The sequence below is a fragment of the Neobacillus driksii genome (assembly GCF_013409995.1).
GTDB classification, from domain to species: domain Bacteria; phylum Bacillota; class Bacilli; order Bacillales; family Cytobacillaceae; genus Neobacillus; species Neobacillus driksii.
The window spans coordinates 531,354-545,097 of sequence record NZ_JACCBX010000001.1; the positions used below are offsets into that span (position 1 = coordinate 531,354).

Sequence of the window (13,744 nt, forward strand, 5' to 3'; positions counted from 1 at the left end):
AGGAATTATAAATGACACAACAAACTGAAAAAATTATTAAAGGCGGAAGCTTTTTAATCGATGATATTTCCTATGACCGAATTCTAACACCAGAAGATTTTAACGAAGAACAGCTTATGATTGCTAAAACAGCAGAAGACTTCATAGAAAAAGAAGTACTTCCACAGTTAGAACATCTTGAGAACCATGAATTTGATCGTACTGTAAAATTATTGAAACAAGCGGGTGATCTAGGTCTATTAGCAGCAGATGTTCCTGAAGAATACGAAGGGTTAGGTTTAGATAAAGTAACTTCGTCGCTTGTAACTGAAAAAATGTCAAAGGCCGGCGGTTTCTCATTATCCTATGGAGCGCATGTTGGTATCGGCTCACTTCCAATCGTTTTATTCGGAAACGAAGAGCAAAAGAAAAAATATTTACCTGCACTTGCTTCTGGTGAAAAAATCGCTGCCTACGCTTTAACAGAACCAGGTTCAGGATCTGACGCTCTTGGGGCAAGAACAACAGCAAAATTAAATGCAGAAGGTACCCATTATATTCTTAACGGTGAAAAGCAGTGGATTACCAACGCAGGTTTTGCCGATGTATTCGTCGTGTATACAAAAATTGATGGTGAACACTTTACGGCGTTCATCGTTGAGAGAGACCTCCCAGGCGTTTCTACAGGTGCCGAAGAGAAGAAAATGGGAATTAAGAGTTCCTCAACTCGTACTCTAATCCTAGAAGATGTACCTGTTCCTGTTGAAAATCTATTAGGGGAATATGGAAAAGGGCACGTAATTGCGTTTAATATCTTAAACATTGGACGTTATAAGTTAGCTGTCGGCGGTGTAGGCGGATCTAAAAATGCATTTGAGTTAGCAGTTAAATATGCAAATGGCCGTAAGCAATTTAATACACCGATATCCCAGTTCAATTTAACAAAAGAAAAATTCGGTACTATGGCTTCCAAAATCTACGCAGCTGAAAGCTCTGTCTATCGTACGATTGGATTGTACGAAGAAAATCAAGGAAAACTTACAACTGAAGAGCAAAAGGATATAAAATTGGTGGCAAATTCAATTGCTGAGTACGCAATTGAATGCTCAGTTAATAAATTTTTCTGTAGTGAAGTATTAGATTATGTGGTAGATGAAGGTGTTCAAATTCATGGTGGATACGGCTTTATGCAAGAGTATACGATTGAAAGAGCATACCGTGACTCTCGTATAAATCGTATTTTTGAAGGTACAAATGAAATTAACCGACTCCTAGTACCAGGAACTTATATTAAAAAGGCATTCAAAGGAGAACTTCCATTATTCCAAAAAGCCATGGCACTCCAAGAAGAAATCATGATGTTAATGCCTGATGAGCCAGGTGATGAGCCGCTTGCTCAAGAGAAACATTTAGTAAGCAATGCGAAGAAAATTGGCTTGCTGGCTGCTGGGTTAGCTGCACAAAAATTTGGTAAGGCACTAGAGAAAGAACAAGAAATCTTATCTAATATTGCAGATATTGTTTCTAATGCTTATGCAATGGAATCTGCACTGTTAAGAACTGAAAAAGCAATCGCCAAGACAGGTCTTGACAAAAACAAACAAAAACTTCTTTATACACAAATATTCTGTCAAGAAGCTTTCAACGAAATCGAGCAGCATGCAAAAGAAACACTAGTTGCAACCGAACAAGGTGATACTCTCCGTATGCTCGTATCAGCACTGCGTAAATTAACTCGTCATACACCAATCAATGTAATTGGTAAGAAACGTGAAGCTGCTGACGTTCTGATTGAAGCTGAACGCTATATCGTTTAATTTATCAACTTCAGGTTCCCGACGATTTTGCAGGAGCCTGAAGTTTTTTCTATATGTTAGCAGGATTTTTGCAGAATTAGTCGAAATTTTAAACGGATGCGTTTTTACTTTTAATCCCGTTATGTTACTATCAAAGTGACGAGAAATGTCATGAATGTTTTAGAGGAGGGTGGACAGATGTCGCTTACTTTTTACTGGTATCCTAAATGCGGGACATGCCGAAATGCAAAGAAATGGCTAGATGATCATCATCTTTCCTACAATGCAATACATATTGTTGAAACTCCACCAACTCGCGCTGAACTTCAGGATATCTACGAAAAGAGCAATCTTGAGTTAAAGAAGTTCTTTAATACAAGCGGGCAAAAGTATCGTGAACTGGGTATTAAGGATAAAATATCCACTGCTTCTGAAGATGAGCTGCTAGATCTGTTAGCCTCAGATGGGATGTTAATCAAAAGACCATTAGTAACGGATGGAGTAAAAGTGACTGTTGGCTTTAAAGAAGAAGAGTATGAGAAAATGTGGCTGTAACCATTATCATTACTTTTCAAAAAGTTATCGGTACCAATCAATGTTATTAAACAATTCTAGAAAATAATGGAGGGATTTTGTAATGACTACACCAAAGGAATTGCGTTATTCTGAAGAACATGAGTGGGTAAAGGTTGAAGGAGAAACAGTTCGCGTAGGAATCACTCACTTTGCTCAATCTGAGCTAGGTGATATCGTTTTCGTTGAACTTCCTGAAGTTGGTGACGAAGTGACTGCAGATGAGCCTTTTGGCAGCGTTGAATCCGTAAAAACTGTTTCAGAATTATATGCGCCATTAAGCGGCAAGGTTGTTGCTGTCAACGAAGATTTAAGTGACAGCCCTGAATTCGTAAACGAATCTCCATATGAAAAAGCATGGATGATTGTCATCGAGCCTACTAATAGCAGTGAAATGGACAAGCTAATGACTGCAGAACAATATGAAGAAATGATTAAAGAAGACTAATTTTTCGTAAACACCTTGTTTTACAAGGTGTTTTTTATATGGGAAAAATTCGCACCTTGTATATGCTGAATCCAGGGGATACTAGAATAAACTTTACTTAAAAGGAGCTCTTGGTATGACATTGAAGCAGCAAAAAGTTGATGTGACAGATCGAGTAATTGGAAAAATGAAAAATGGTGAAATGGAATTATTTCTTGATAACACTTCCATAGGAAAAATACAGTTACCAGGGGACATGACTTTTCAGTTAGATCAACGATTTGAGGTAGAACAGCGAAAGATTTTTCAAAATGTAACAGTTACGGAACAGCCTGATGCAAAATATACAGATTGTGATAATGGTGGCTGGTGTTAGGCAATCAAAGCAAACACCTATTATTAAAAAAGAAAATCGTGGTATAGTTAACATATTCACACATTATTAAATTTGTGGAATATGTTAACATCAAACAAATAACTCTCTTTCGTATAGGTGATGAATGATGAATGACTACGTATGGTGATAAAGTTCTGATTGTTGAAGGAAAATCAGATAAGAAAAAGGTAAAAAGTATCCTCAAGGAGCCAATGGAGATTGTCTGTACAAATGGAACAATCAGCATGGCCAAATTGGATGAATTAATTGATACCCTTGAAGATAAAGAGGTCTATATCCTCGTCGATGCTGATGATGCAGGTGAGAAACTTCGCAAACAATTGAAAAGGGAATTTCCACAAGCGGAACATATTTATATAGACCGGATGTACCGTGAAGTAGCCACTGCACCAGTGTACCATCTTGCCACTGTCCTTTTGGGTGCAAACATCGATGTTCATTCTGAATTTTTAGAAATGGGTTAAAAAAATGAACGAATGGAACCTAGATGAGGTATCATCATTCTTAAATAGTCATTCATCCGGACTCATTTACTTCTATACACCTTTATGCGGAACTTGTCAGGTAGCATCAAGGATGCTCCAGGTCATTGAAAATATGGTTGATGTGAAAATAGGGAAAATGAATCTGAATTTTTACCCTGAGCTTGCAGAAAAATTTCAAATTGAAAGTGTTCCCTGCTTGCTTCTTATAAAGGATGGAGAAATAGTTGAGATGATTTATGCATTCAACTCTGTTCCTTTCTTATTTGAAAAAATAAAATACTTTTTTGACTAAAACAGATGTCCTATCATCTGTTTTTTTGTGTTAAAAAAGTAGTAAATCCTTTTGGGAACTTTTAAATGAAAATGGTTCTAATACTTAGATTAATAATGGGTATTAAGTATTAGAAAAAATGGTTAAATAAGCATATTTTTGCGAAATATTATTTGACTATTTGTAAAATTTTAACTAAACTAGAATAGTGTGATAATTTTGAAGATTAATAGGAGGGATGTTCCTTAATTTTCTGTGGTGACTTATATATATATATTTAGGGGGGAAAGAATTTGAAATTCAAAACTAGCATGTCGCTAGCTCTTGCATCATTACTAGTGTTCTCAAACACCGCAATGGCTGCTAGCAAACCATTATTAAAGCCTGAAGCAGTGAAACCTCAAAGAGATTTCGCAAAGTCCATTAACTTTAAAAATGGTCTAAATAATGCAGCGTATAAAAAGAGTGATAAGGTTCGTGTAATTGTTGAAGTCGAAGGTGAACCTGCGATTACATATGCAACCAAGCAAGGAAAGAAATATAATGAACTATCAAAGTCTGTTAAAGAACAGCTTCAAAATGATATTTTAAAAGAACAAAATGCAGTTAAATCAAAAATAACTTCAAAATCTGTAAAAATGCAATTCAAGGAAAGTTTTACTACAGCTGTTAATGGTTTCAGTGGTATCGTCGAATACGGCCAAATTGAAGCAATTAAAAGTGTTGATGGAGTAACAAAAGTAACAATTGCAAACGAATATCAGCGTCCGGAAACGACTCCGGAAATGAAATATAGTAAGGAAATTGTCCAAGCACAAAACACTTGGGATGATTACGGAGTAAAAGGTGAAGGAATGGTTGTTGGTATTATTGATACCGGAATCGATCCTAGCCATAAAGATATGGTCTTAACGGATGCCACTAAAGCTGATTTAACAAAAGCAGAGGTTGAAGCTGCGATCGCAGAAAAAGGCGTTCAAGGTCAATACTTTACCGACAAAGTACCTTATGGTTATAACTATTATGATGAAAATAACGAAATTCTTGACATCGGCCCAGATGCTTCCATGCACGGAATGCATGTTGCGGGTACTGTAGGAGCAAATGGTAATGAGGAAGAAGGCGGTCTTAAAGGAGTTGCTCCTGAAGCGCAATTACTTGCTCTAAAAGTGTTTGGTAATGACCCAGAGATGCCGTCAACATGGAGTGATATCATCATTAAAGCAATCGATGATGCAATCCAAATGGACGCAGATGTAGTCAACATGAGCTTGGGCTCAACAGGTGCATTTGTGCTTCCAGATGACCCAGAGCAAATGGCAGTCAAAAGAGCTGTTGACAATGGGGTGTTAATGTCTATTTCTGCAGGTAACTCTAATCATTTTGGAGATGGATACTTTAACCCGCTTTCTGCAAATCCAGATAAAGGGGTTGTTGGTTCACCTGGTTTATCTACAGAATCTTTACAGGTAGCTTCACTAGAAAATAGCTTTATTGACTTATTTGCAGCCACTTATTCATATGGCGAAACTGTAGGTAAAGCACCATTTTTATCTGCAAGCTCTGTTGATCCTAATTCATTAGAACAGAAATCTTTTGAAATTCTTGACGCAGGACTTGGAAAACCAGAAGAATTCGCAGGTAAGGATTTCACTGGCAAAATTGCATTAGTAAAACGTGGAGAGCTTGATTTCGTTGTTAAAGCACTAAATGCACAAGCTGCAGGAGCTGCTGGTGTTATTGTTTACAACCATTCTGATGGTTACGTAAGCATGGCAACTTCTCCAGAAATTAAGATTCCGCAACTATTTATGCTAAAAACAGATGGGGAATTATTAAAAGCGCAATTAGATAGTGGTACTCCTGTAACCATTGAATTCCAAGGTGATCAGGTGACTGCTGCTAATCCAACTGCAGATCAAATGTCTGGCTTTACATCATGGGGTGTAACTCCAAATCTTGACTTCAAGCCAGAAATCACTGCACCAGGTGGAAATATTTTATCTACTTTAAATAAAGACCAGTACGGTGTTATGAGTGGTACGTCAATGGCAGCACCACACGTATCCGGCGGCTCTGCTCTAGTTCTTGAACGTGTAGAAAAAGATTTCCCTAGTCTCACAGGTGCAGCAAAAGTAAATATGGCAAAAAATATTCTAATGAACACAAGTAAGGTTGTTGAGGATAAAGGCGTATATAATAACGCATATATGCATAATCCGTATTCTCCTCGCCGTCAAGGTGGCGGCTTAATGCAACTTCATTCAGCTCTAAGCACACCGGTTGTGGTGACGAATGAAGCTACAAATGAAGCTAAAATAGCATTAAAGGAAATCAAAGATAATAAAGCAACATTTACATTGAAGGCTCAAAACTTCTCAAGTGAAGCTGTCACTTATAATGTAAGTGGAAATGTATTAACAGATTTAGTTATTGATGGCGTAGATCAATTAGAATCTCAAGGTATCTATAAAGCAGGCACAATTTCAGCGTCGGCTCCTTGGGAAGGTGAATTCCCAATTTCCTTTAGTACAAATCAACTGACTGTTCCTGCAAATGGAAGTGCATCAGTAATCGTTACTGTGGACTTAAATGATACTGTTGAGTGGGGTTACAATGCACCACTAGATGAGATCTTTGAAAATGGTTACTTTGTAGAAGGATTTGTTACATTAACAGATGTTAATGACAAAAACCCAGCTGTAAATGTACCATACGTTGGGTTTAATGGTGATTGGAATCAAGCTCCTATCGTAGATCCAAGTATTTATGATGAAAACATCAATGCTTCTTTCTATGGCTGGACTGGAATGGTTACATCTGCTGGTGATGACAATTACAACTACTTAGGAACTAACCCAGCTGATGAATCGGCATCAGCAACTAACATTGCTTTCTCTCCAAATGGTGACGGTGCAAGTGATGATGCAATGCCAATTCTATCATTCTTGAGAAATGCTAAATCAGTAGAATACAAGATTGTAGATAAAGACGGAAATGTACTTCGTAAACTAAATTCTGCAGAAAATGTTCGTAAGAATTTCAATGATGGCGGTACAGCACCACAATACAATATTGTGACTGAAGCTGCTTGGGATGGAAAAGTAAAGAACAAATTAGTTCCTGATGGTGAATATTTCTACGAAATCTCATCTACTATTGATTTTGAAGGTAAAGAACCACAAAAGGTTACTTTCCCAGTTGTTGTTGATACTGTAGCACCAGAAGTGACTGCAAGTGTTACCGGTAATAAGCTATCATTAAGCTCAACTGATGAAAATGGTTTAGGTGTAGCTTATTATGATATCCTTGTAAACGGTAAATCAGTCTATGGTGAAGAGGATCTTCCATTAGCTGGTACTGCAACCGAATATACATTTGCTAAGGCCCCTGTAGGTGGGACTGTAGAAGTTATTGCATACGACTATGCTGGAAACACTAAGAAAGTAGTTGTAGAAGGTGCTAATGACGACACTATTCCATATATTCATGTAACTTCTATTGGAGCAACAAATGTGTACACATCACTTGAATTGCCTGTTGCTGGTTACGTGACAGATGATTCAAAGATCACTGATTTCAAAGTAGCTGGTCAGCCAGTAGAACTAGTTTGGAACGATGAAACATCTCGTTATGAGTTCAGTACGACTGTTACTTTTGAAGAAGATGGTGTACAAGAAGTTAGAATCACTGGTAAGGATGCAGCTGGTAATGCAATTGATTACCTTGTTCGAGATCTTGTTGTTGATACAACTGCACCTGAACTTAAAGTTGATGTTCCTACAAGTGTAAAACCAAATGTAGACAAAGTAACATTAAAAGCTACTATCTCTGATAATTTCGAAGAGCTTCAATACAAAGTGGATGGAGATGAAGAATTTAACCACCAATTTGCGTTTGAGAACTTCGTAATGAAGAGCATTGAAAAAGAAGTATCAACAGAACTTACATTAAAGCCAGGTAACAATACATTTACCCTTGAGCTTGTGGACGTTGCAGGTAACACAACAACTAAAGAGGTAAGTATTTACCGTGAATCTGCAGTTGAACGTCTTGCTGGTCCAACTCGTTATGAAACTTCTGTAGAAGTTAGTAAAAAGGGCTGGGAACAGTCTGATGTTGTTGTTCTTGCTCGTGGCGATGTGTATGCGGATGCTTTAGCTGGTGTTCCTTTAGCAGCTAAGTATGATGCTCCACTTCTTTTAACTGCTAGCAACGATTTAAACAAATCCACTCAAGCTGAGATTGAAAGACTTGGCGCGAAAAAGGTATACATCCTTGGTGGAACTGGTGCAATTTCTTCATCAGTAGAAAAGCAATTAAAAGGACTTGGTGTTGAAGTTGTAAGACTATCTGGTGAAAATCGTTATGAAACTGCTGCAACTGTAGCGAAAGTGGTTGCTCCAGAAGGTTCTAAAGAGGTTGTAGTTGTTAATGGATTTAACTTCCCTGACGCTTTATCAGTTGCTTCTTTTGCTGGGGCACAAGGATTACCAATTCTATTAGTAAACGATTCTAAGACTCTACCAGCTGAAACAAAAACAGCGGTTAAAGACTTAGGCGCAACTAAAACATTAGTAATTGGCGGTAATGGAGTTGTTAATAATGAAGTTGCCAAGAAGTTACCAAGTGTTACACGTGTTGGTGGAGAAACAAGATATGAAACAAATGTGGCAGTTGCCAAACATTTTGACCTAGATGCTAACTTTGTTTATGTTGCAACTGGTGATAACTTCCCTGATAGCTTAGCAGGAGCTGCTTTAGCTGCTAAAGACAAAACAGGAATTGTCCTAGTGACAGAAGCATTACCAGAAGCTACTAAAGCTTACTTGGCTTCATTGAACCTAGTTCAAGTAAATGTACTAGGTGGAGAAAATGTTGTTTCAGCATCTCTAGTCTCTAAGATTAGTCCTTCACAAAAATAAAAGCAGGAGAAAAACGAGAGTGAATTTCACTCTCGTTTTTTTACTAGAGTTATGCAGTTGTTGTTGGTAATTGTCGAGAAGTTAATAAAGGATTTTTTGGGGGATTTACTGAACTTTTTACAGATAAGGAAAGTAAATCGGAGTGATGAGAAATGCAAGAGTTAATAGAACTGTTTCTTTCGACCATTAAGAAACGCAATCATGTGCAAAAGCTTCTAGAAAATTCAGGTGGACTCAAGATAAAACTTGTGTGCGAAGACTCTCAGGATTTCCTGGTCCTTAATTATGGTGAAAGGTTTCTCGTAAATAACAATGATAATGATACGGAAGCTTGTGTGATTAATGGAAATCGAGATTCGCTTTATTTATTACTAGAGGGTAAAGAGAAATTAAGAGATCTCATTAAAAAATGTAAAATTGAGGTGTATGCTACTTTTCGTACACTTTTACTTATCGAGTCTATTTTTTATTTAACTAAGATAGATAGATCGTATTCGAAGAATTTTGTTTAAATGCTTTGAAGATTTATAAAATTTGGTGTAGTATTTTTGTAAATATCGAAAAATTATAAAAAATATTATCCATAGTGGTGGAGGAGTGTTAGTTATGGGGGAAAATCAAAAAAAATATCGTTTCGAAACATTGAGTGTTCATGGCGGGTTAGCACCCGATCCAGTAACAGGTGCACGAGCCGTCCCTATTTACCAAAACAATGCCTATCAATTTAAAGACACCGAACATGCCGCAAATCTTTTTGCCTTAAAAGAGCCGGGATACATATATACGCGTATCCATAACCCAACAACTACCGTTTTCGAAGAAAGAGTGGCATTGCTGGAAGGTGGAGGCGGAGCCTTAGCAGTAGCAAGCGGTATGGCTGCCATTACCCTTGCAATCTTAAATATTGCTGAAGCTGGTGATGAAATCGTTTCAGCGTCAACATTATATGGTGGTACCTACAATTTATTTGCTGTTACGCTACCGAAATATGGAATTAAAGTTAGGTTTGTAGATCCTGAAGATCCAGAAAATTTCCGTGCGGCTATCAATGAAAAAACAAAAGCCGTGTTTGCTGAAACGATTGGGAATCCGTCTTTAAGAATCCTTGATATTGAAAAAGTTGCGGATATCGCACACGCGGCAGGAGTTCCATTAATTATTGACAATACATTTGCTACTCCGTACCTTTGCAGACCAATAGAATATGGTGCTGATATTGTTATTCATTCAGCAACGAAATGGCTTTTAGGTAATGGTACAACAACAGGAGGAATTATTGTAGACGGCGGTAAGTTTGACTGGAATTCACCAAAATTCCCTGGTTTTACAACTCCCGATCCAAGCTATCATGACCTTGTTTATGCAGAAGCACTAGGTGCTGCTGCCTATATTGTTAAAGCACGTGTACAGCTTTTACGTGATTTAGGACCTTCACTCAGTCCGCAAAACGCTTTTCAATTTACACTCGGACTAGAAACACTTCATGTTCGGATGAAAGAGCATATTGCCAATACGAAGGAAGTAGTTGAGTATTTAGTAAAGCATCCGGCCGTAGAGTGGGTTTCCTATCCTGGTCACTCTTCTCATCCTGATTATGAACTTGCCAGCAAGTATTTGCCTAAAGGTGCCGGTTCGATGATTGTTTTTGGTATCAAAGGCGGGAGAGAAGCAGGAGCAAAATTAATTGATTCGATTACACTTTTCGCCCATGTAGCGAATGTTGGAGATGCAAAAAGCTTAATTATTCACCCTGCCAGCACTACTCATCAGCAGCTTGATGCGGAAGGACTAAAGGCAGCTGGGGTTTCTGAGGATTTAATTCGACTCTCGGTTGGAATTGAGAATGTAGAGGATCTAATTGAGGACCTAGAAGCAGCGATTGAGACTGCCACTGGTGTTACTTCTTTAAAAGTAAAAGCATAATAAGAGTTTATTCGAAATTTGTAGATAATTTCGTTGACACCACTTTTCATCCATGTTAAGATAACTTTTGTACCAAAATAATTTATTAAATTTATGAACGAAAATAGAATATAGCTTGCTGTAACTCTTATCAAGAGTGGTGGAGGGATGTGCCCGATGAAGCCCGGCAACCGTCAATAGTAATATTGAAATGGTGCCAATTCACACAAAGCGGATGCTTTGGAAGATGGGAGAAAGGTCTTTATTTATGATGCCTTTCTGCCCTATGCAGAAAGGCTTTTTAATTTTTCTAATATAAGAATGTTTTGTTAAACACAGTCAAACCCTATATTTGAATAGTCATATTTAAAACACGAATTTTATTGGATAAAAAGAAGGTGATGAGATGATTTCTATAAAAGATGTACGCAAGGTTTTCCCTTCTAAGCAGGGGCAGTTGAAGGCAGTCGATGATGTTAATTTAGAAATAAAAGAAGGGGAAATCTTTGGGGTAATCGGATATAGTGGTGCGGGTAAAAGTACCCTAATTCGAATGCTTAATGGACTAGAGCTTCCGACAGAAGGATCTGTTACTGTTGCTGGTCGTGTTATTTCAAAAATTAGAGGCAGTGAGCTTCGAAAAGCGCGCCAAGAAATAAGTATGATCTTCCAGCATTTTAATCTGCTTTGGTCAAGAACAGTTAGCGAGAATATCTCGTTTCCTTTGGAGATAGCTGGCGTAGGTGCAGCAGAAAGACAAAAAAGAGTAAATGAATTAATTAAATTAGTTGGGCTTGAAGGTCGAGAAAATGCATACCCATCTCAGCTTAGCGGCGGTCAAAAACAACGTGTCGGAATTGCACGGGCCTTGGCAAACAATCCAAAAGTACTTCTATGTGATGAAGCAACTTCAGCCCTAGATCCACAAACGACCGATTCTATCTTAGATTTATTAGTCGATATCAATAAAAGGCTAGGATTAACGATTGTATTGATTACACATGAAATGCATGTTATTCGTAAGATCTGTCATCGGGTAGCGGTCATGGAAAGTGGAAGAATTGTTGAGCTTGGACAGGTGTTAGATGTATTTAAAAACCCTCAGCAGAAGATTACGAAGCGTTTTGTTAAACAGGTTACTGAACCAGAAGAAACAAAAGAAACCGCTGAGCATTTATTAGAGCACTGTAAGACTGGACGGGTTGTTCAATTAACGTTTATTGGTGAAGCAGCAGAGCAGCCAATTATTACGAATTTAATTCGAAATAATAACGTCACTGTTAATATCCTACAGGGGAAAATTTCGCAGACTCAAAGTGGATCCTATGGGTCACTGTTTATTCATTTAGATGGTCATGATACGGAAGTCGATAAAGCAATAGACTACATCCGTTCTCAACAGGTTGGAGTGGAGGTGGTTACGAATGAATGAAGAACGTTACTTTCAGGATATTGATTGGGAAGAAATGTGGGAGGCTACTCTTCAAACTTTATATATGACAGGGATTTCTGTAGTCGCAACATTTATTTTAGGTATTTTACTTGGAATGTTACTCTTCTTAACTTCTAAAGGGAACATCTGGGAAAACCGGCCAGTGAACATCGTAATCAGTGCAATTGTTAATATTTTTCGCTCGATTCCCTTTATTATTTTAATTGTGTTACTAATACCATTTACTATGTTCCTTGTTAAATCCATGATTGGTGAAAATGCAGCTCTTCCGGCATTAATCATTGGTGCTGCACCATTTTATGCAAGAATGGTTGAAATTGGTCTTAGGGAAATAGATAAAGGTGTAATCGAAGCAGCTAAATCCATGGGGGCTACAACGGGCACGATTATCTGGAAGGTTTTACTTCCTGAATCGATGCCAGCCTTAGTATCAGGTATTACAGTTACAGCGATTGCCCTAGTAGGTTATACGGCGATGGCAGGTGTTATTGGTGCGGGAGGTTTAGGAAACCTAGCATACCTAGAAGGCTTCCAGCGAAACCAAAATGATGTAACATTAATCGCGACGATCATTATTCTAATCATTGTATTTGTTATTCAGTTTATCGGTGATATTATCACTTCAAAATTAGATAAAAGATAAAGGAGAGGTCAACATGAAAAAATTATTCAGTTTAGTTTTAGCATTATCATTCGTACTATTATTAGCAGCATGCGGTACATCAGAGGAAAAGTCTGATGGAGGCAGCGAAAAAGCAGAAACCACAGAATTAGTGGTAGGGGCTTCTAACGTTCCACACGCAGAAATCTTAGAAGAAGCAAGTCCACTTTTAGAAGAAAAGGGTATTGAATTAAAGATTGAAACTTTCCAAGATTATGTACTGCCAAACAAGGCATTAGAATCTAAAGAACTTGACGCTAACTATTTCCAACACATTCCTTATTTAACATCTCAAATTAAAGAAAATGGTTATGACTTTGTAAATGCGGGTGGTATCCACATTGAGCCAATCGGAGTTTACTCTAAGAAATACAAGGATTTAAGTGAATTACCTGATGGTGCACAATTAATCATGAGTAACTCTGTAGCGGATCACGGACGTCTTCTTTCCCTTTTAGAGGCAGAAGGATTAATTAAATTAAAAGAAGGTATTGATAAAACAACTGCAACTACTGAAGATGTAGTTGAAAATAAAAAGAATCTTAAGTTTGATACAAATTATGAAGCTGCATTATTACCACAGATTTACAACAATGGTGAAGGCGACGCCGTGTTAATCAACTCAAACTATGCTATCGACGCTGGTCTTAATCCATTAGAAGATTCCATTGCGATTGAAAACAGTGAGTCACCATATGTTAACGTAATCGCTGTTCGTAAAGGTGATGAAAACAAAGAAGCAATCAAAACACTAGTAGAAGTTCTACGTTCGAAAGAAATTCAAGACTTCATCCTAGAAAAATACAAAGGTGCAGTTGTTCCAGTTTCTGAATAAGAAATATTATATGGAAGAAAAACGAAAAGCCAGTGAAGTA

12 protein-coding genes and 1 riboswitch are annotated in these 13,744 nt (G+C 37.6%); all 12 genes read left to right on the forward strand.

Annotation, left to right across the window (positions count from 1 at the left end; translation table 11 throughout):
- The first annotated feature begins 11 nt into the window (after window positions 1-11).
- The 12 genes from F4694_RS02360 to F4694_RS02415 all read left to right on the forward strand — a co-directional run bounded on the left by F4694_RS02360 (window position 12) and on the right by F4694_RS02415 (window position 13,704).
- Window positions 12-1,796 carry an acyl-CoA dehydrogenase family protein gene (locus F4694_RS02360; protein WP_179595290.1) on the forward strand — a complete coding sequence of 595 codons (1,785 nt, stop codon included), beginning with the start codon at window positions 12-14 and terminating at the stop codon, window positions 1,794-1,796.
- A 177-nt stretch (window positions 1,797-1,973) separates the two neighbouring features.
- Window positions 1,974-2,330 (forward strand): arsenate reductase family protein, encoded by a 357-nt coding sequence (locus F4694_RS02365; protein WP_179595291.1) that lies wholly within the window; start codon window positions 1,974-1,976, stop codon window positions 2,328-2,330.
- Window positions 2,331-2,412: 82 nt separating this feature from the next.
- Window positions 2,413-2,796 carry a glycine cleavage system protein GcvH gene (gene gcvH / locus F4694_RS02370; RefSeq protein WP_179595292.1) on the forward strand — a complete coding sequence of 128 codons (384 nt, stop codon included), beginning with the start codon at window positions 2,413-2,415 and terminating at the stop codon, window positions 2,794-2,796.
- 115 nt (window positions 2,797-2,911) lie between these two features.
- Window positions 2,912-3,151 (forward strand): YusG family protein, encoded by a 240-nt coding sequence (locus F4694_RS02375; protein ID WP_179595293.1) that lies wholly within the window; start codon window positions 2,912-2,914, stop codon window positions 3,149-3,151.
- Window positions 3,152-3,282: 131 nt separating this feature from the next.
- The gene (locus tag F4694_RS02380; RefSeq protein WP_179595294.1) at window positions 3,283-3,636 is read left to right on the forward strand and encodes a toprim domain-containing protein; all 354 of its coding nucleotides are present in this window, start codon (window positions 3,283-3,285) and stop codon (window positions 3,634-3,636) included.
- A 4-nt stretch (window positions 3,637-3,640) separates the two neighbouring features.
- A complete protein-coding gene (locus F4694_RS02385; protein WP_179595295.1) occupies window positions 3,641-3,949 on the forward strand; it encodes a thioredoxin family protein in 309 nt (102 codons plus the stop codon).
- Between the two features lie 272 nt (window positions 3,950-4,221).
- A complete protein-coding gene (locus tag F4694_RS02390) occupies window positions 4,222-8,853 on the forward strand; it encodes a cell wall-binding repeat-containing protein (RefSeq protein WP_257029082.1) in 4,632 nt (1,543 codons plus the stop codon).
- Window positions 8,854-9,005: 152 nt separating this feature from the next.
- Window positions 9,006-9,365 (forward strand): hypothetical protein, encoded by a 360-nt coding sequence (locus F4694_RS02395; RefSeq protein WP_179595296.1) that lies wholly within the window; start codon window positions 9,006-9,008, stop codon window positions 9,363-9,365.
- A 94-nt stretch (window positions 9,366-9,459) separates the two neighbouring features.
- Complete coding sequence (locus tag F4694_RS02400) at window positions 9,460-10,776, forward strand: O-acetylhomoserine aminocarboxypropyltransferase/cysteine synthase family protein (RefSeq protein WP_179595297.1); 1,317 nt, start codon at window positions 9,460-9,462, stop codon at window positions 10,774-10,776.
- Between the two features lie 124 nt (window positions 10,777-10,900).
- A riboswitch (SAM riboswitch) is annotated at window positions 10,901-11,009 on the forward strand.
- Window positions 11,010-11,161: 152 nt separating this feature from the next.
- Window positions 11,162-12,187, forward strand: coding sequence for a methionine ABC transporter ATP-binding protein (locus F4694_RS02405; RefSeq protein WP_179595298.1), 1,026 nt, complete (start codon window positions 11,162-11,164; stop codon window positions 12,185-12,187).
- Window positions 12,180-12,851 carry a methionine ABC transporter permease gene (locus F4694_RS02410; RefSeq protein WP_179595299.1) on the forward strand — a complete coding sequence of 224 codons (672 nt, stop codon included), beginning with the start codon at window positions 12,180-12,182 and terminating at the stop codon, window positions 12,849-12,851. The genes F4694_RS02405 and F4694_RS02410 overlap by 8 nt, the downstream gene beginning before the upstream one ends.
- Before the next feature lie 13 nt (window positions 12,852-12,864).
- On the forward strand, window positions 12,865-13,704 hold the full coding sequence (locus tag F4694_RS02415) for a MetQ/NlpA family ABC transporter substrate-binding protein (RefSeq protein WP_179595300.1): 840 nt from the start codon (window positions 12,865-12,867) through the stop codon (window positions 13,702-13,704).
- The last annotated feature ends 40 nt before the right edge of the window (window positions 13,705-13,744 follow it).